This window comes from Maridesulfovibrio salexigens DSM 2638 (genome assembly GCF_000023445.1).
In the GTDB taxonomy this organism is placed as follows: domain Bacteria; phylum Desulfobacterota; class Desulfovibrionia; order Desulfovibrionales; family Desulfovibrionaceae; genus Maridesulfovibrio; species Maridesulfovibrio salexigens.
Map to the genome: position 1 here is coordinate 2,905,705 of NC_012881.1, position 18,432 is coordinate 2,924,136.

Annotated in this window: 16 protein-coding genes; 8 read left to right on the forward strand and 8 right to left on the reverse strand. The window is 47.5% G+C overall.

The annotated features are described in order from the left end of the window. Positions 1-92 precede the first annotated feature (92 nt). The 3 genes from DESAL_RS13420 to fdnG all read right to left on the reverse strand — a co-directional run bounded on the left by DESAL_RS13420 (position 93) and on the right by fdnG (position 5,079). Positions 93-1,001 (reverse strand): formate dehydrogenase accessory protein FdhE, encoded by a 909-nt coding sequence (locus DESAL_RS13420; RefSeq protein ID WP_015852527.1) that lies wholly within the window; start codon positions 999-1,001, stop codon positions 93-95. 280 nt (positions 1,002-1,281) lie between these two features. Then, entirely contained in the window at positions 1,282-2,016 is a 735-nt protein-coding gene (locus tag DESAL_RS13425) for a 4Fe-4S dicluster domain-containing protein (protein ID WP_015852528.1), read from the reverse strand. Positions 2,017-2,037: 21 nt separating this feature from the next. After that, the gene (gene fdnG, locus DESAL_RS13430; RefSeq protein ID WP_015852529.1) at positions 2,038-5,079 is read right to left on the reverse strand and encodes a formate dehydrogenase-N subunit alpha; all 3,042 of its coding nucleotides are present in this window, start codon (positions 5,077-5,079) and stop codon (positions 2,038-2,040) included. Positions 5,080-5,315: 236 nt separating this feature from the next. Between fdnG and DESAL_RS13440 the strand changes: the two genes are divergently transcribed. After that, positions 5,316-5,840, forward strand: a complete 525-nt coding sequence (locus DESAL_RS13440; protein ID WP_015852530.1) for an ATPase — start codon at positions 5,316-5,318, stop codon at positions 5,838-5,840. Beyond that, positions 5,833-6,027 carry a hypothetical protein gene (locus DESAL_RS13445; RefSeq protein ID WP_015852531.1) on the forward strand — a complete coding sequence of 65 codons (195 nt, stop codon included), beginning with the start codon at positions 5,833-5,835 and terminating at the stop codon, positions 6,025-6,027. The genes DESAL_RS13440 and DESAL_RS13445 overlap by 8 nt, the downstream gene beginning before the upstream one ends. A 172-nt stretch (positions 6,028-6,199) precedes the next feature. On the opposite strand, the gene DESAL_RS13450 is transcribed toward DESAL_RS13445, so the two are convergent. Continuing rightward, complete coding sequence (locus tag DESAL_RS13450; protein ID WP_015852532.1) at positions 6,200-6,604, reverse strand: OsmC family protein; 405 nt, start codon at positions 6,602-6,604, stop codon at positions 6,200-6,202. A gap of 429 nt (positions 6,605-7,033) precedes the next feature. On the opposite strand from DESAL_RS13450, the gene DESAL_RS19805 reads away from it, so the two are divergent. Next, positions 7,034-7,855 carry a DUF2971 domain-containing protein gene (locus tag DESAL_RS19805; protein ID WP_015852533.1) on the forward strand — a complete coding sequence of 274 codons (822 nt, stop codon included), beginning with the start codon at positions 7,034-7,036 and terminating at the stop codon, positions 7,853-7,855. Positions 7,856-7,982: 127 nt separating this feature from the next. After that, entirely contained in the window at positions 7,983-9,638 is a 1,656-nt protein-coding gene (locus DESAL_RS13460) for an alpha-keto acid decarboxylase family protein (RefSeq protein WP_015852534.1), read from the forward strand. A gap of 79 nt (positions 9,639-9,717) precedes the next feature. Here DESAL_RS13460 and DESAL_RS13465 read toward each other — a convergent pair whose 3' ends face one another. From DESAL_RS13465 to DESAL_RS13480, 4 genes are all read right to left on the reverse strand, one after another. Further along, a complete protein-coding gene (locus tag DESAL_RS13465; protein ID WP_015852535.1) occupies positions 9,718-10,137 on the reverse strand; it encodes a winged helix-turn-helix domain-containing protein in 420 nt (139 codons plus the stop codon). Positions 10,138-10,146: 9 nt separating this feature from the next. Beyond that, positions 10,147-11,832, reverse strand: coding sequence for an FmdE family protein (locus DESAL_RS13470; RefSeq protein WP_015852536.1), 1,686 nt, complete (start codon positions 11,830-11,832; stop codon positions 10,147-10,149). Positions 11,833-12,219: 387 nt separating this feature from the next. After that, entirely contained in the window at positions 12,220-13,107 is an 888-nt protein-coding gene (locus tag DESAL_RS13475; protein ID WP_015852537.1) for an MBL fold metallo-hydrolase, read from the reverse strand. Between the two features lie 118 nt (positions 13,108-13,225). Beyond that, positions 13,226-14,137: a LysR family transcriptional regulator gene (locus DESAL_RS13480; protein WP_015852538.1), complete on the reverse strand. Its 912-nt coding sequence runs from the start codon at positions 14,135-14,137 to the stop codon at positions 13,226-13,228. A 288-nt stretch (positions 14,138-14,425) separates the two neighbouring features. Here DESAL_RS13480 and DESAL_RS13485 point away from each other — a divergent pair, with 288 nt between their 5' ends. The 4 genes from DESAL_RS13485 (at position 14,426) to DESAL_RS13500 (ending at position 18,431) form a co-directional block, all read left to right on the forward strand. Beyond that, a complete protein-coding gene (locus DESAL_RS13485) occupies positions 14,426-15,559 on the forward strand; it encodes a double-cubane-cluster-containing anaerobic reductase (RefSeq protein WP_041722266.1) in 1,134 nt (377 codons plus the stop codon). A 19-nt stretch (positions 15,560-15,578) separates the two neighbouring features. Continuing rightward, positions 15,579-16,712 carry a CmpA/NrtA family ABC transporter substrate-binding protein gene (locus DESAL_RS13490; protein WP_015852540.1) on the forward strand — a complete coding sequence of 378 codons (1,134 nt, stop codon included), beginning with the start codon at positions 15,579-15,581 and terminating at the stop codon, positions 16,710-16,712. Between the two features lie 120 nt (positions 16,713-16,832). Next, positions 16,833-17,669: an ABC transporter permease gene (locus tag DESAL_RS13495; RefSeq protein ID WP_015852541.1), complete on the forward strand. Its 837-nt coding sequence runs from the start codon at positions 16,833-16,835 to the stop codon at positions 17,667-17,669. Next, positions 17,670-18,431 (forward strand): ABC transporter ATP-binding protein, encoded by a 762-nt coding sequence (locus tag DESAL_RS13500; RefSeq protein WP_015852542.1) that lies wholly within the window; start codon positions 17,670-17,672, stop codon positions 18,429-18,431. Position 18,432: the final 1 nt, after the last annotated feature.

Consider the following 18,432-nt stretch of genomic DNA (forward strand, 5'->3'; position numbering starts at 1 on the left):
ACAACCCCTTTTTAAACATATCAACTTACATACCAAAAGCCGCCGCAACTTCTCAGACTGCGGCGGTTTAGCTTTCAATTCACCAATCCAATTTACAGCACATTCCAAGGAGTCTCAGCCAACGGCAAATAATCCTTTTCCTGTGCGCTGATATCAAGATGCACAAGCCCCAGCGGAGCGACACGCGGGTCCGGCTGGTCGCTGAGTTCGCGGGTATCGATGGTTACGAAATAATGCTTGCAGGATTCGCAGACATCCACACGCTCATTTTTACGTTCATCTGCCTGCAAATAGCGGAGCTTCTCGATATCCTCATTCTCGCACCACGGACAAGTGTTACGCTTAAAACGCCACTCGTGCCCGCAACAGGAACAGTGCAGCCACCGCTGACCGCCATGTGACTTCAGATATGCATTGTCATCACCCGACTTCTTGAGCAAAGCCAGATCAGGAAAAGTACCACAGACCGGACAGTATCCCTTGTGCCAAGCCATGTTTTCGATAGCTTTAGCTGCTTCCGGTTCCATACGGGCCATAAAAGGCTTAAGAGCCATAGTTCCGATGAATGCCAGAGTCTGGTCATCAATCTTCCATTCATCAATCAAGGACCGCAGCAGCTTACCATCTTCATCCCAAAGAGCCTTGGCAAGATCATTAAAATTCTCGACCTCACCTACTGCAACTACAATCTCATCAACCTCTTTGGAAATGGCAGGCAGTCCCTCGGCAACCGCCCCTGCAACCAGCATGAACACTTCGCGATACTTTTCACCAAGGTCAGGCAGTTCCATATCAGACAACAGTGCAACGCCCTGCTCAAAACGAGGTGCATATGCGTCCGGGATTTTATATCCATCCCAGTCAGCAAGCAGGTCATCGGCTTTTTCCAACGCAATTACCAGCGGCCCGAAAGCATCAAAAATATTCTCAAGAGCAGGCATTCTCTTACGCAAAGCAAGAAGCCCAGCCTGAACGTCACGTTTTTTCTTATTCTTATCCATTAATAATGCTCCAGAAATATTTGATGCGCTACGCGCTATTTATCAAAATATTTCGCCTCCGGCGGCTTAAACCCTTTAAAAAGGGTTTAAGAATCCCAAACTTTTTTAATAAGCTTCGCATCCGGTAACGAAAGACTGTAGAAATTTGTTTTATTTTAATTCAACCCCATTCCATCATCCCCAACGGCGAAGCCCTACTAAAAAATTTTGAAGGGATGGGGTCTGGGGAAGGGAAACTTTTCCCAAAAGTTTTCCTTCCCCAGCCGCCGGAGGCAACTAATTATCCAAACATGCGTTTTGCAGGCTTGGCGAGATTAGCGAGGAACTCTTTGCGGGTTACGCCTTTGCCGACGCCGGAAGCGTCTGCGGTAACGTACTCATAATAGAGTTCAGGTTTATCCTGCACCAGATAGATGACGTTGACTTCGTCAGCATCGATTATTTCTGCGTTAGGATAATCTTTCTTGACCCGCTCAAGAGCTTTTTCAGCCAGAGCGACCATTTCTTCGCGTTCACCGAAGTTCATGGTGCCGGTGGGACAAGTCTTGACGCATACAGGCACGAGTCCGGCCTGCTGGCGATCAATACACATGTCGCACTTGGTCAACATTCCGGAACCGGTATTACGGCGCGGAATGTTGTAGGGACACGCTTCGGTTATTTCCTGACACTCGTCAGCAGCAAGGCGCTTGGTCTGATCGGTAAAGATAACCGCTCCGGTATCTTCGTCCTTGATGACCGCGCCGGTGACGTATGCATCAGCAATGTCCTTACAGGGAGGCACATCGCAATGGCGGCACTGATCGGGGAAGAAATACCACTCGACCTTGCCGTTGATGCGGTGCTCGCTGAAGCGGACCAATTTATAGTTAAAGGGGTTCAAGTCCGGCGGGTTCTGATGAGAACCGCGCTGCTTGGTTTCTACTGCGGGCAGATCGTGCCATTCCTTACAGGCAACCTGGCAACCGCGGCAAGCCGTACATCTGGAGGTATCTACAAATAATGCTTTAGGCATGTTTTACTCCTTGGTTGCAGGTTACTCGTCAATCTCGGTGAGCTTTTTCGCTTTGCGAACGTTCACCAGACAGGCCTTGTACTCGGGAATGGTAGTGTTGGGATCACCTACAGCCGGGGTGAGACGGTTGGTGGCATCACCACAACCTTTACTGGTCCAGCCGAAGCAGAAAGGCATACCGATTTCATGAACGGTCTCACCTTTGATTTCAAACGGGGTCATACGCACAGTAACCATGGCAATGGCTTCAACTTTGCCGCGGATACTTTCAACGATAACCGGATCACCGTTTTCAATACCCTTTTCCTTGGCCAACTCGGGGCTCATTTCCACATAAAGCTGCGGTTCAGCTTCCAGAAGCACAGGAGTGTTTCTGGTATCACCGCCACCACACCAGTGTTCAGTCAAGCTGTAAGTGGTAAGGACGATGGGGAAACGCTCATCAGCGGGCTTGGCAAGCTTATCCATATCACTGAACACACGCTTGTAAACCGGACTGCTAAGCTGACGTGAGAAGGGATGACTCTTAATGGGAGTTTCCACCGGTTCGTAATGATCGGGGAAAGGACCGTCCTGCAAGCCGGGACCGTAAAGCTGTCCGTGACCTTCCTTACGCATGATGAAGGGATAGCGGCCCTTACCGGTTGCGTTCGGCGGCCATCCGCCATCAGGAATATCGCCTTCCCACTTGGAACCGTTCCATTCGATAACGGCCTTCTGCGGTGCCCAAGGCTTACCGTTGGCATCGACAGATGCACGGTTGTAGAGGATACGGCGGTTAACAGGCCAGCACCATGCATAGTTGGGGTAGAGATTAATCTTAGCCTGCATGGGGGTCTGTTCCAGACTGCGGCGTTTAGCCTTGTTTCCACCCTCTTCAGTGTAACTGCCTGCATACAGCCAGTTGAAGGAAGAAGTTGAGCCGTCATCAGCAAGAGCTACGAAGGAAGGTACCTGCTGGCCCTTTTTGTACTTCTTGCCCTTGAATTCCACATCCTTGGTGAAACGGCCGTTGATACGCTGAGCCATGTCTTCGGCATCGTAGTAGGCAGGCCAATCAAGGGTGAGCAGAGGTTCGGGGTAAGCACCGTTCTCTTTGTTGTAGAGACGGCGTACGTGGTTGATAATGTCCACATACATTTCACCCATGCTCTTGGATTCGCCCATGGGACGGCAAGCTTCATAGTGCCAGAGCAACCAGCGGCCACTGTTGGATATGGAACCGGCTTTTTCCGCACGCTGGGCGGAAGGCAGCAGGAATACCTCTGTCTTGTTCTGGGTAGGATCAACGCCGGGACGGTGCCAGTTCTCGGAAGTCTCGGTGTGGTGAATCTCACCCACAACCAGCCAATCGAGGTTATCAAGAGCCTTACGGGTCTTGTTGGAGTTAGGCACACTCATGGCCGGGTTGGTTCCGAATGCGAACCCACCCTTGATCTCACCTTTGTACATGCGGTCGAAGATGTAGATGTATGAGTAGTCTTCACCATCATCCGCCTTGGGCAACATCTGGTAACCGAAGCCATTGTCTGCGGTAGCATTATCGCCGCGCCAGGCCTTGAGCAGTGAGGCCATGTACTTGGGCTTATGCTGCCACCAGTTGGCACTTTCGGGATCGTGGGAAATCGGAGTGGTTTTCTCCACGTAATCTTCATAAGATCCCATGTTGGCTTTAGGCACAGGCAGGTAACCCGGCAGGATATGCCAGAGAATACAGTGGTCAGTTGACCCCTGTACGTTAGGCTCACCACGCAGGGCGTTGATACCGCCGCCGGCTACACCGATGTTACCGAGCAGGAGCTGCAATATGGCGCTGGAACGGATGTTCTGCACACCAACAGTATGCTGGGTCCAGCCCAGTGCGTACATGATAGTACCGGCTTTATCTTTCTTACCTGTGGAAGCGTATTCCTTGTAGACCCGAATCAGGTTGTCTTTGGAAACACCTGTGGTCTTGGAAACGTTGGACATGGAATAGCGTGAATAGTGCTTCTTGAGCAGCTGGAATACACAGCGGGGATGCTTCAAGGATTCATCACGCTTGGGTACGCCGTCTTTATCAAGTTCAAAAGCCCATTTGGATTTGTCATATTTGCGGGCTTTCTTATCGTAACCGGAGAACAGTCCTTTAGTGAACTTGAAATCCTTACCGACGATGAAAGCAGCGTTGGTATAATTGGCAACGTATTCCTTGAAGAACAGGTTGTTCTCCAGAACATAGTTGATCATACCGCCCATGAAGGCAATATCAGTTCCCGATCTCAAGGGGACGTGGAAGTCACACCTTGCGGAAGTACGGGAGAATTTGGGGTCAACATGCATAACCGAGGCGCCTTTGTCCTTGGCCCGCAATACCCATTTAAAGGAGATAGGATGGTGCTCTGCTGCATTACTACCGATGATAAGAACGGAGTCCGCGTTTTCAATATCGCACCAATGGTTGGTCATCGCACCGCGCCCGAACGACTCTGCCAGAGCCGCAACTGTTGCGCTGTGTCAGATACGTGCCTGGTGATCAAAATGCACCAGGCCGAGGCCGCGTACACCCTGATGGACGACTGCACACTCCTCGTTATCCATCTGTGATGTACCAAGATGGAAAATTGATTCTACACGGTTGACTTCCTGCCCCTTGGCATTGAAGCGCTTGAAGTCGGCATCACGTGTTTCCTTTACACGCCGGGCAATGCGGTCAAGCACGAAATCCCAGCTCTTTTCTTCCCATTTAGTGCTGTAGGGAGCACGATACAGGGGTTTCTCAATGCGGTGGTGGCTGTTATGCATGGCGAGCATAGCCGCACCCTTAGCACAGAGAGCACCTTCACTGACCGGGTAATCCGGATCACCTTCAGTGCTTACAATCTTTCCGTCTTTGACATGGGCGATGAAATGGCAGCTGACCGAACAGAACGGACAGATGGAGATCACTTCTTTCGCACCCTTGATCTTCAACCCGGCAGCATAAGCCTGCGTAGGGGAAAGATCGAGTCCCAGCTGGCTCATACCGATACTTGCGACACCAACGCCCGCAAGTTTCATGAACCCTCGCCGTGAAATGTTCATGAGATCCTCCTCAGTTTAAATCAGGCTCACAAAACCGCGTAAATGCCTGACAATTACTTTGATGATCCCATAGAATCTTAAGCGTGAAATAAAGTCAATAATTCGAATATGTTAGATTTAGCACATATGAGGTGATTTAGAATGAAATTTGACCATTCACTAAGCTACGGATATACCATTCTCAAGATGTCATAAAATCATAAACTGAAACCAAAATAGACAACAAATAATCCAACATGCCCAGCAAACAGATCGTAATAATTGCAGGCCCTAACGGTGCTGGTAAAACAACCTTTGTTGACCAGTTCCTGCCAAGCCTGTTCGAGACTCCACTTTTCGTCAACGCCGATAAAATTGCCAGTGGATTAGCCCCCTTTTCTCCTGAATCGGAAGCCATTCAAGCTGGCAAACTAATGCTGAAACAGATCGACAAGTACGTTACAGAAGGACTCAGTTTCTCGCTGGAAACAACTCTATCTGGAAAGGGATATCTCAGGAAGATCCCTAAATGGCAGAGCCAAGAATACAAAGTAGCCCTAGTCTTCCTATCACTGGAAAATGAGCAAGCTGCAATAGATCGTGTAGCCTACCGGGTATCGCAGGGTGGGCACAATATCCCAGTGGATGTCATCAAAAGACGCTTCCACAATGGATTAAGCAATTTTCAAATATACAAAAAGCTTGTGGATGAATGGTTTCTGTTCGATAATATGGAAACAGGGCCACACCTGATCGACTTTGGAGGAAAGATAAATGACTAAAGATAACAACAATGAAATGCTGACCTTAATTGAAAAAGCATTAAAACGTTCAGCACTGAAAGCACGAGAAACCGCCCTCCAAACTAACACACCTATTGTTGTCAAAGTCGATGGTAAAGTTCAGCATGTAAAAGTAACTAAGCAAGACATAGAAGAGTATCGAGAATCGATTAAGGATGCTTTGTAACTATTACAAGCATATGGATATGAGGATTTGGTCATAAGATCCACCTCAGCTTAAATCTGGCTCACAAGACATTTCACTAAAAAAAGGATCATCCAACCGAACGGCAGGATGATCCTTATACTTTGTGCATTCAAAAGCGGCACGACGAATTGTGCTACTCTCGTAAAAACAATTATCTCAAGAAGGAGATCTCAAATTCAGGTGGATTCAAGACCTGTTTTTTTACTGTGCACTGGTCAATAGTGCGCATGAGAGGCTTTTCGTACTTCTCAGGAAAATCTTTCGGAAGAGTGACTTCATAATTCACTTTAGCAACCCGCATTCCATTCTGTTCCGGATCGGATTCACAAACTAAGCGGATTCCGAATCCATCGGTAGAAAGATTTTTGCTCTCAAAAAAACGCTTGGCATACACACCAGCACAACAAGCCAGAGAAGAAAAGAAGAGTTCAAAGGGAGTCTGAGCTTCATCCGCACCGCCATGATCAGCCGGAACATCAGTCAAAACTTCATGCTCACGTATCTTCGCTGAGATTTGCATCCCGTCTTTGAAAGTCAAATCAACCACTGTATTCATAATACTCTCCTATTTTAGAATGAATTAAGACAAAGTATGTACTTGTTTTTTGGAGTCAAGATCTAACCGTACAAATACTATTTTTACTGAAACAGCTTGCCTATCAGAGATTAATCAACACCAAACGGCGGACTCAAATACACCATAGGCACAAAGTGAATCTGCTCGGCCGCTTGCTGAGATGCAGCAGAATTTGATGAGTTTATTACTGGTTTGCGGGAGAGTGTTAGTGTGGGGGGCGAAAAATACGCTGATTTGAATTGACTGGATCGTAGTTTTTAAGATGGATTTTAGATGAAGCGGTCCTGAGTTGACTAACTCAGGACCGCTTTTAGATTCGAGGATTAATTAAGATAATATTGCTGATTTATTTCTTTTATATTAATATTTTTAAAATAACAAACCAACTTTTTGCGAACAGAGCTCGATATGATTTTATACAAATATTTCAGCTGTGAGGGAAAGAACGAAGAAGAAAAGCGCGCATGTTTTTTAAATTTTTTAAAAAAACCATACTTAAGATTCACCCCTCCCAAATACTTCAATGATCCTTTTGAAGCCAGACCAACCTCCTCCGTTTTAGGGTCGTCGTATGTAGCCAAAAGCCATAAACATTTCTATGAAGGCATATACAGAACTCAATACAATGTACTATGCCTAACTCGCTCTCCATTAAACAAGCTTATGTGGGCTCATTATGCACAGGATCACACAGGATATGTTTTAGGAATCAATGTTAACCATGAAGTTTTTTCAAATCACAAGACATGTACCATACCTGTTCAATTTGGCAATGTAATATATACCACCACTAGACCAACTAATACATTAATAAATAACACCAAAAATCCATACCAAACAATTTATAGAAACTACTCTTTAGACAATGCAGAGCACATATCAAGATGCTTTCTGTATAAATCACTAGACTGGGCATACGAAGAAGAAGTCAGAATTGTTAAATACTTTGGAGACTACGGCACATATCCCGGAGATACAAACGAATCAATTATCGAGCTAAAAAAATACTTTGATACCCCAACAATTAATGGCTCTAAAATGTTTGATCTCAAGATCAAAAAAAATTGGATTAAAGAGATATACATTGGCGCCAACAATTCAGTTGTGCAAGAAAACATCATAGAAGATGTAAGCAAGGATCTGGATGGATGCAAATTATACAAATGCCATCTCAATGACTATGAATGGAATTTAAGATGTGAAGAAATTAGACTCTCCCAAAGGATTTGACTAAATAAATTAAACTTCAATTTTATCCTCACCGATTCACTCCCCCATAGACACAAATCCCCCACAATGGCAGAATAGCACCTAAAACCATACTACCCTGCCACCATAACCAATAGGGGGATTACCTATGGGCCAGACAGTTATCCAGCATTTGCTTGAACGGCTGAAAGAAATCGGAATAACGGATATTTTCGGGGTTCCGGGCGATTATTCCTTCCCGGTTAATGATGCCTTCTGCACAGATTCGGACTTCAACTGGATCGGCTGCTGCAACGAACTCAACGCCGCCTACGCCGCAGACGGCTACGCCCGTATCAAAGGTAAATCCGCTGTCTGCACGACCTATGGCGTTGGCGAACTGAGCGCCATTAATGGTATTGCCGGATGCTATGCCGAGAACTTGCCTGTCTTCCATATTGTGGGCATTCCCAAATGCTCGGTGCAGCGCAACGGCAACCTTATCCACCATTCACTTGGTAACGGTGAATTCGACCTCTTTTATAAAATGACCCAGCCTGTGGTCTGCGCCAGTACCATCCTTACTGCCGAAAATACCGTGGCAGAAGTGGAACGCTGCATTAACGCCGCGCTGACCAAAAAACAGCCCGTCTATATTGCGGTGCCTGCAGATGAAGCGCTCAAGGAACTGGGCTGCACCAAGCCGCATACCCTGCCCTTGCCTGTCAGCGATCAGGACACCCTTGATACGGTCATTCCTTTGATAATCGAAAGGCTGGAGAAAGCTGAAAGTGCCATCGCTATGGTTGGTGCTCTTATCGGTCGCTATGAGCTGCACGAACCCATGCTGGAATTCATCGATAAATCCAGCATCCCCTTTACTTCCATGTTCATGGCCAAGGGAACGCTCTCCGAAACGCATCCCAATTTTATCGGGGTCTATAACGGGCGCATTCTTGATGAAAAGGTACAACAAACCGTTGAATCAGCTGATCTGGTGGTCAGCTTCGGTACTATCCGCTCAGACATCAACACCGGGGCGTTTACCGTAAATATCAGGCCGAATCATGAAATCAAAATCCATCCTGACCGTGTCTGCATCGGGCATGCGGTTTACCATAATGTGCTGCTGGAAGACGTGTTGCACGAACTGTCAGCTCGTATCGGGAACCTATCCCTGCCAATCCCCATGACTCCGCAGGGACTCGGTGAACCTGTGGGGGCAGCGGATGATGAGATCACTGCGGACTCGCTTTACCCGCGCATCGAACGCTTTTTCGCGGCGAATGACATCATCATGGGTGAGACCGGAACGCCTTCAATGGGTCTGGTCAATGCCCGCCTGCCTAAGGATGCGGTCTTCTTCAACCAAACTCTCTGGGGCTCCATCGGCTGGGGTACTCCGGCAGCTTTCGGAGCAGCACTTGCCGCTCCTGATCGCCGAACTTTGCTGATCACCGGGGAAGGTGCACACCAGATGACCGTACAGGAAATCTGCCAGTTTGCACGCTTCAAGCTCAAGCCCATAATCATCTGCGTGAATAATGACGGCTATCTAATTGAGCGGCTGCTCTGCGAAGATCCCTACATATATTATAATGATCTGGCCCAGTGGAATTACAGCAAACTGCCTGAGGCTCTCGGTATGGACGGCTGGTTCAGCGCAAAGGTGACCACCAACCGCGAATTGGACGAGGCATTGCAAAAAGCCGCTGCTGCTGACAACGGATGCTACATAGAAGTGGTGACCGGAATGATGGAAAGCCCGAAGATGGGGCGAGTTCTGAACGAGATTGTTGTAAAAGGACCGGGCTGGAAGGCTTAATTTTAATAGCTGATACCTAACCCATAAGAAAGGGCCGTACATGTTGATTCATGTACGGCCTTTGTTCAGTTCTTGACTCTTAACTTTCCCCAAAGCTCTTGGACTTCCAAGGAAAAATTTCCTCTGCCCTTGCGCGGGCATCCTGCTCAACCTTGTTAAACCACTCTAGGTACTTGTCGCGCACAAGACGTCCGGCCTCGGTCAGACGGTAACCGCTGCGCCTGCTGCCTGCCCGTTCCATGAGCTGGAATCCCAGAACATGCTCGGTCTGTTTGATCTTACCCCAAGCAGCGCGGTAGGACATGCCCAGCTCTTCGGATGCTTTTTTAAGCGATCCGCAGGTTTCAATCTTATCCAGCAGAAGCAGTCTGCCGTAACCGAAGAACACCCCCTCGCCTCCCTCCAGCCAGAGATGCAGCCGGATTGTTGGATTGTGGGTATCCATCTGGACCAAAGCCGCGGTTGAACCCAATTCGGGCGGGTCGATGTTCTTGTTCATACTCGCCTCCTATTTTCCAAAAGGACATTTGGGGAAAGTGCAAACCTTGCATTCCATACAGTATCCGCCGTCAGCTAGTGCAGCGAGATCACTGCGGGTGATATCCTGCCCTGCAATCACCTTGGGAAGTACAAGGTCCAAGCTGGTTGTCTTGAAAAAAAGTGCACAGGCCGGAACACCGATAACCCTTGCTTTGCCAGCCTTAGCTAACAGCAACATAGTGCCGGGGAGTACCGGAGCACCATAAAGGAGGTCGGATACTCCGGCATCCACCAGGCCGTGGCGAGTCACGTCATCAGGATCAACAGACATTCCGGCGGTTGTGATGAGCAGGTCACAACCTTCTTTCATGAGAAAAAGGGCCGCGTCGCGGATTTCTTCACGATTGTCCGGTTTGATGACAGAGCGGACAACTTCGCAGCCCAATGCCTGCACCTTTGCGGTGATGACAGACTCAAATTTATCGTCGATCAGGCCGTTGAAAACCTCATCCCCGGTAATGAGGATGCCGACCTTCTTACGTTGTAAGGGAAGAACCTTGAACAGCGGATCGCCATTCAGCGCAGAAACAGCGCGGGAAAAATTCTCGCGGGAAAGGTAGAGAGGGATGGCCCGTGTTCCGGCAATACGTGTGCCTTCTTTGACCAGAGTACCACTCTTACGGGCCGCAACCATCACATCTGGAACGAGGTTAAAACGGTTCATCATTTCAAGATCACTGACCAGAATCCCGTCATGTTCGGCGAGCAGGGTGACCTTGCCTTCCTTGGGCTCGCCGTCGGGACAGATTCCGTCCCCGGCCATTATGCGACCGAATGTCCGGGCAGCCTCGTTCTCGTGTACCCACTCCCCTTCGGGAATATCGCCTTCATCCACATAAATGTGGTTCTTGCCGATCATCTGTAATCTACAAATATCGTGGGCAGTGAAATCATGGTCCTTGCGGAATTCCGGCCCCTTGCTTTCTCCGGGAACAATGCGGGTCATGTCGTGAACTGCGGTCTTGCCTTCAGCTTCATCCACCGGGACAACTTTGAGTCCTTCAGGCAGCTTAGCTGTGGAAGCCTTGAGTCCGGCATCGCGACTGGCGTACGGACTTTCTCCCTGACAGCTTCTACAGATAGCCCCGAAAGAACCGGGATACGCATCGCCGCATATGGGACAGGTAGTGATTCCACCCTTGCTGCGCTTGATCATCGCTTCCGGTTTGATCTGCACAGCCTCGATGGAACAGAAAGAGGCTCCGGCTTGGCGGATTTCGGCATGAAGCTTTACTGAATCCTGTTCATGCTTTGGACGTCTTTTAAAAAACCATGATTCAGTTTCCGGCCAGTCTTTAAGCTTCTCGGGGTCTACCCGGATACGAACACCCTCGCCAGTGTACTTATCGTAGAGAGACAGGGCATAGACCCCGAGATTCTTAACTCGCAACCAGCCGTTTCCTGTACTGCACAATGTCAGCATCTGCACTGCATCAGGCAGACACCACGAAGTTTCGGAAATGGCATCGAAAAGTGTACCTTCAGGAAGATGCTTGCGGGCCTCCTCCATCATATAGCCACCGAGAATGAGTCCCGGTGCAGGGCTGCCGTGAAATCTACGGGCAGCTTCAATAAATTCATCATATGTATACGGACCTATGGAATCATCGCGGACCGGGGTATTTTCCTGACAAATAGAGGCTTCAAGATTCATATTCTCTCCATATTTCTAAAAACTTAATTATGCCGTATAGGGCACAATTAAAGAAAGCAGGAGCGAACTTCAAAAGAGGTGGGATTGAGTACGGTTTGGAACAAATTTATCTTTACTAAACATATCAATGTATTAGATATAATATTTCATACTTTAACAGTAGGACAAAGCCTTTAATTTATAGTTCTAATCAAATAAATATGTACCAAATATATCGAACTAACCTATTAATCATAAAGATTTTTCCGGTCCATAATACTGAAGAACCCATATATGTTAAAATAAACAAGTACAAAATAATTACTGCCTGCATATAAACCCCAGAAAAATATTTATGTGACCAAAAACAGATGGAGACGTAAGATATAATAAAAGAAATTTAAGCATTTATTCTTGAAAAGGATCAATAGGTTGCCATATAAAACCATCTTTATTCCGTATAACCTTGCCTGCACATGAACCGTGAAAATGAGATGGAAACAACACGGCCCCACTTTCAGCTGCATAATGCAAGACCTGCTGTCTAGATTTACGAGCTAATTTGGAATCATAACAGAAAACGGAATTCCAATCAGGACGAATAACCTGAATTGGATTGTGCATGGTATCACCGACAAAAATAGCTTCTTGCGCATCTGAATGCAGAGAGATTACCATATGCCCAGAACTGTGACCGGGGGTTGCTTTAAATGAAAAAGCTTCAAACGGTTTTCCGCCTTCATCTTTAATTAATACAGCTTGACCAGACTCAATCACAGGAAGCACACTATCTTCGAAAACGACTCGTCGCGAAGCTCCTTCCGGAGTAGAAAAAAAGGACAATTCCTTTTCAGAAAAGACATATGTGGCATTGGGAAAGGTTGGAATCCAATGCCCATCTCTACATACTGTGTTCCACCCAACATGGTCGGCATGTAAGTGAGTAAGTAAAACAAAATCTATTTGTTCAGGGATTATGCCAACAGCCTTGAGCCTATGCAGAAATGAAGTATTTAAATTGTGAAAAGCAGCATTAAACTCACGTATCTTCCCGTTGCCGATTCCTGTATCAATAAGAAGAACTCGGCCTTCTAACTCCACCAGCCATGAATGTACACTTAGTACAATATTCTCAGATATGTTCCCTTCCAAACTTCTTTGTTCCAACGCTATTTTCTCAATACCGTCTTGCCCACCCCATTCAGGGATAAGATGATCAAGAGTCATGGTTGTAATCAAAGTTTCTTCAATACGTGTAATTCGTGCAGACCCAACTAAATACTGTTCTATTTCCATTATTGCCTCTCAAAATTATACACCGCAAAACGGCGATTTACCGTAAATGCTTAGAGCAGACAAAGGATGCAGTATATAAACTATTCCGTCTAATTGATTAAGTGTATTGATTTAATACCTACAAATTATCAGAAGCCTCCATTTCGATGATTCGCCTTTGAAGGCTTTCAACAAAAAGACTCAAGACAGGATTACAGAACTCAAAACCATGTACGAATTTCAAATCAAGTGGAACTAGCAGATCTTTAGGTTTTACAAAACGTACCAAAGGTGGAGGCCGATCTGTATTGGCAGAATTAACAATAGCCGCACCTATTCCTGCGGATACCAAGCTGAGTATAGCCCCTTCTCCATTTGCTTCTTGAACAAAGTTGGGAGAAAATCCTTGAGCACTGCAAGCCCCCATTATTTTATCATAATATGCCGGGTACTCTGAGCGAGGAAAACCAACAAACGGAAGTTCTTTAAAATCATTCAAGTGAGGAAATGGATCATCAGGTATCTCCCATTTTGCTGGCAAAGCGACAACAACCCCACCAGATCGAACAGAATAGGCAGTAAAACTTTGGGCGAGGATGTCAAATGGATAGACAAAACCACCATCAAGTTCACCGCTTTCAATCAGGTTAAGCTGTTGCGGTGTATTGATGGGCAAAAGCTCCATATGTACTGAAGGGTTGGATGTATTAAAGTCTTGTAAGACTTCCGGGACAATGCCCTTCCATGCAGCCACTTCCAAATAACCAATCCGAAGGCGTCCACTTTCTCCTGTAGCTACACGCTTGGCTATCTCTTTAGCAGCTTCAAGCTGAAAAAATAGAGACTTAATTTCGTCTTGATAAACACGTCCAGCTTCATTTAAGCGCAACCCTCTTGGCAAACGGTCAAAAAGAAGTACACCAAGCTCTTCCTCAAGATCTTGGATCTGTCGCGACACTGTCGGCTGGCTAATGTGTAATATTTCTGAGGCCTTACGAACATTCTCGGTCTGTGCAACCTTTAAAAAATAACGAAGATGTCGAAGTTCCATGCATTACTCCTATGAGACGTAATCAATATTACACAAAGAGAAATACTTTCTTGTCAATCCTAAAAACAACACACGAAGGACTGAATCGTTTGATCTCAAAAAACAGACCCCATTTAAGCTAAATTTACTTGGACGCTCCAAAAGAAGAATCACAAAACCCAATCACAACCCAACCAAATCATTTTAAAAACCAATTGGACGCAGCTGAAGTTCTGTGCTCATTTAGCTCCGAAAATTATGGTACCCCATATAAATGAACAATCATTCACTTTTAAAAAGGATGTAGCCGTGAACTTGAAGCCGTTCATTTCTTTTTCTGAATATAGTCTGGCAGAGCTTGAAGACTGGAAAGACCAAGGGAAAAAAGTTGCCGGGGTCTACTGTATTTATGCTCCTGATGAACTTATCCGCGCAGCAGGAGTTGCTCCGGTTAGTCTTTGCGGAAAAAAACAGGCACCAATTAAGGAAGCTGAACGGGAACTTCCGGCCAGTTTATGTCCACTCATCAAATCCAGCTACGGCTATGCCGCGACAGATACCTGCCCATTTTTCGGCTTCTCAGACATCATTGTCGCCGAGACCACCTGTGACGGCAAAAAGAAAATGTATGAGCTGATGAAAGCCATAAAACCGCTTCATCTCATGCAACTTCCGCATACCCAGAAAGGGGAAGCTCCCTTCCAATACTGGCTGGCATCCCTCCATGAACTTGAAGATTTTCTCGTTAAATATTCCGGCGTAGAAGTTACCGAAGAAGCTCTGCACGCTGAAATCGTTCTGCAAAACAAAATCCGCAAGGAACTCTACGAACTGTTGGTTCTTTGCGCGGACAGACGCTCCCCGCTTACCGCCCGCGACATGCTCGCAGTGCAGGAAAGCAAAAGCTTCGCAGTGCATCCTGAAAATTATCTGCAAAAATTACAGACCCTGCGTACTGAGGTTGATGAATATCTGAACCGCCCGAACCTGCCGGAAAAGAAAGGCGTGCGCATAATGCTGACCGGATGCCCGGTAGGTAAAGGATCTGAAAAAGCGATTACCATCACCGAAGAACTGGGTGCACACGTGGTCTGCATGGAGAACTGTTCCGGGCTTAAGGGACTGACTCTTCAGGTGGATGAGACAGGAAATCCCTACGAAGCAATCGCCCGTCGTTACCTACAGGTTCCCTGCTCCTGCATGAGCCCCAACCCCGGCAGACTGGATTCCATCAAAGAGATGGTCAAAACCTTTGAAATAGACGCAATTATCGATCTCACGTGGCTGGGATGTCATACCTACAATGCAGAATCCACTGTTCTGCGTAATTTCGTGGAGGACGAAATAGGTCTGCCATTCCTGCACATTGAGACCGACTATTCCGAATCAGACATTGAGCAACTACGGACCCGTATTGAGGCGTTTGTAGAGCTTGCTGAATAAACAATTCAAGGAGACAAGGATGAACTTTAAAGCATTTTTCAACAAAGGATTTGTAATCCTCGCGGCATTTCTGCTGGCATGCAGCTTCAGCGCAGGAGCTGCGCATGCTGCGAAGAGCAAACTTCCCAGCCTGTACATGGGTTACATTTTCACCACCCATCACACCCCGATCATGGTGGCGGCAATCAAGGGTAAGGAATTTCAGAAGTCCGGCGCATATCTGGAAGAAATGGTTCCCAAGCAGAAATTCAGACTCATGAACGCTGAAGGTAAGCCTTTGGCTGTAATCAACCTGATTGTATCCAAAAGCGGTTCCGAAACATCCACCCTGTTCGCCATGAACCGTCTGGACCTCGGCCTTGCTTCCAGCACCGCTTTCATGAGCGGCATCGACAAAGGGACCAAAATGAAAATCGTCTGTCCCCTGCACGTGGACGGTATGAGCATGGTTTTCCCGGAAGGCAGCAAAGTCAACGGATACGATGACGTAGCCGCCGCAATCAAAGCATCCAAAACACCTTTCAAAATCGGTTACCACTCCCCCACCAGTGCACCGCGCATCGCCTTTGAAGGAGCTCTGTACAATGCCGGATTCAAAGTTACCGGCAACCCCAACGATGCAGAAGCCGACATCCTCATGGTTGACCTCAAGTCCACCTCCAACCTTATTCCGGCACTGCTCAGCAAGCAGGTTGACTGCTGGGTCGGACCTGCTCCGCATCCCGTTGTTGCCGAGCACAAGCACGTTGGTCACATCGGTCTTGATTCCCGCGATCTGCCTCCGGCAGGTGCATGGACTGATTTCCCCTGCTGCGTGATGGGTGCCAGCGAACAGATCATCGCCAATCAGCCTGAAGTTGTGCAAGCCATGACCGATCTCATGACCGCTGCTTCCAAGTGGAGCAACAACAATAAAAAAGAAACTGCTGCTATCTCCGCAAAATGGATCGGAGTTCCTGCTGAAGCGGTTGAGAAATCCACTATCATCTACACCACTGATCCTACCGAAAACTGGATCAAAGGTGAGGCGAAGTTTATCGCCATGCTTAACAACATGAATAAGTTCAAAGGCAAAATGAAAGACGCGGATATCACTGCCGCCAAGCCCATTTTGTTCGATTTCTCTTTTGTAGAAAAAAGCTTGAAGAAATAAGATGCCTCCGGCGGCTGGGGAAAGGAAAACTTTTGCAAAAGTTTTCCCTTCCCCAGACCCCATCCTTTTCAAAACCTTTTAGTATGCTTCGCATGTAGCGCGCTAAGACGGTCTTTCCATATGAAAACACGTGCTTTGTCACTTACAATTCCTGTTATGGCTCCGGCTTTGCTGGCTGTGGTCTGGATCGGCCTTGCCAGCGAGATCGGCAATCAGGTCATTCTGCCCGGCATAGAGCAGGTCGGTCATATCGTATTCAATCCCACGGAAGACCTGATCAGCATGGGGTCTTTAGCTGGCAATGTGCTGGTCAGCCTTGTGCGGGTAATCATGGGATATACTTTGGCGGCTGCTGTAGCCATCCCGCTTGGGGTGGTCATGGGATATTACGGGGTGGTGTTTAAATTTTTCAACGGCTTCCTGAACCTGTTCCGGCCCATCCCGCCCTTGGCGTGGGTTCCGCTGGTCATGGCATGGTTCGGAATTTCCAGCCTTGCGACACTAAGCGGTGTGGAAACAGGTCAGCTGTATATCTATCTGGACAACATCAAATTCTCCATGCTGTTCATTATCTTCATCGGAGCATTCTACCCCATCCTGACCTCGACCATTCACGGAGTGCGTAACGTTAATAAAACGCTGATTGATTCCGCGCGGGTTCTCGGTGCAAATGAACGACAGATTTTCCGCAAAGTCCTGATCCCGGCGGCAATGCCTTCCATCATTACCGGAATGCGCATCGGGCTGGGTATTGCATGGATGTGCCTTGTTTCCGCTGAGATGCTTCCCGGATCACTTTCCGGCATCGGCTATATGATCACCCATGCCTTCACGCTGGCCTCCACAGATATCGTCATTGCCGGAATGATTTCCATCGGCGCGGTAGGAGCTGCAATGGATGCGGTATTCCGCCACATTGAGCACAAACACTTTTCATGGCGCAGGCAGGCGGGCTAAATGAATCAAAAAAGAGAACAAGTCATAGAGATTAACAGACTGAGCAAAGAATACACCACCGGAACAGGAAATACAGTTCTGGCTGTAGACGGTGTCAGCCTGCAAATTCCCCGCAATTCCTTTACCTGCATAGTCGGGCCTTCCGGCTGTGGTAAATCAACCATTTTGCGCATAGCTGCGGGGCTGGAAAAAAGTTCTTCCGGCACTGTCCATTACAATGGAACTTCGGTCAGCAAGCCTTGTGCGGAAATCGGTCTTGTCTTTCAGGAATACTCGCTATTCCCGTGGCTGAGTGTGCTCGATAATGTTGCTGCGGGACCGGAATTTGCCGGAGTTGATAAGGATAAGCGGTACGAAGATGCCCAGCGGTACATCCGTATGGTCAACATGATAGATTTCAAAGATGCCTACCCCCATGAGCTCTCAGGCGGCATGCGTCAAAGGGTTGCCATTGCCCGTGCCCTTGCCAATGAACCGGATGTCCTGCTCATGGATGAACCATTCGGAGCGCTGGATGCCCATACCCGTATCCTGCTGCAGAAAGAACTTCTTAAAGTCTGGGAAATGACCCGAAAAACAATTGTGCTGGTCACCCACTCTGTTGATGAAGCTGTATACTTGGCAGATCGTATAGTGATAATGTCCAGCCGTCCGGGACGGATACGTAAAATGCTTGAAGTGGACATGGAGCGCCCCCGCAGCAGAGCCATGCCTGAGTTCGGCGAATTGACTGATTATATTTTAAAAGAGCTGGAGCATTAAC

Bases quoted from the DNA above. Each gene is read 5' to 3' on its own strand.
- DESAL_RS13460 (WP_015852534.1), top strand. From the start codon at position 7,983: ATGGGCCAGACAGTTATCCAGCATTTGCTTGAACGGCTGAAAGAAATC.
- DESAL_RS13445 (WP_015852531.1), top strand. From the start codon at position 5,833: ATGACTAAAGATAACAACAATGAAATGCTGACCTTAATTGAAAAAGCA.
- DESAL_RS13440 (WP_015852530.1), top strand. From the start codon at position 5,316: ATGCCCAGCAAACAGATCGTAATAATTGCAGGCCCTAACGGTGCTGGT.
- DESAL_RS13470 (WP_015852536.1), bottom strand. From the start codon at position 11,832: ATGAATCTTGAAGCCTCTATTTGTCAGGAAAATACCCCGGTCCGCGAT.
- DESAL_RS13425 (WP_015852528.1), bottom strand. From the start codon at position 2,016: ATGCCTAAAGCATTATTTGTAGATACCTCCAGATGTACGGCTTGCCGC.
- DESAL_RS19805 (WP_015852533.1), top strand. From the start codon at position 7,034: ATGATTTTATACAAATATTTCAGCTGTGAGGGAAAGAACGAAGAAGAA.
- DESAL_RS13500 (WP_015852542.1), top strand. From the start codon at position 17,670: ATGAATCAAAAAAGAGAACAAGTCATAGAGATTAACAGACTGAGCAAA.
- DESAL_RS13465 (WP_015852535.1), bottom strand. From the start codon at position 10,137: ATGAACAAGAACATCGACCCGCCCGAATTGGGTTCAACCGCGGCTTTG.
- DESAL_RS13495 (WP_015852541.1), top strand. From the start codon at position 16,833: ATGAAAACACGTGCTTTGTCACTTACAATTCCTGTTATGGCTCCGGCT.
- DESAL_RS13490 (WP_015852540.1), top strand. From the start codon at position 15,579: ATGAACTTTAAAGCATTTTTCAACAAAGGATTTGTAATCCTCGCGGCA.
- DESAL_RS13450 (WP_015852532.1), bottom strand. From the start codon at position 6,604: ATGAATACAGTGGTTGATTTGACTTTCAAAGACGGGATGCAAATCTCA.
- DESAL_RS13420 (WP_015852527.1), bottom strand. From the start codon at position 1,001: ATGGATAAGAATAAGAAAAAACGTGACGTTCAGGCTGGGCTTCTTGCT.
- DESAL_RS13475 (WP_015852537.1), bottom strand. From the start codon at position 13,107: ATGGAAATAGAACAGTATTTAGTTGGGTCTGCACGAATTACACGTATT.
- DESAL_RS13480 (WP_015852538.1), bottom strand. From the start codon at position 14,137: ATGGAACTTCGACATCTTCGTTATTTTTTAAAGGTTGCACAGACCGAG.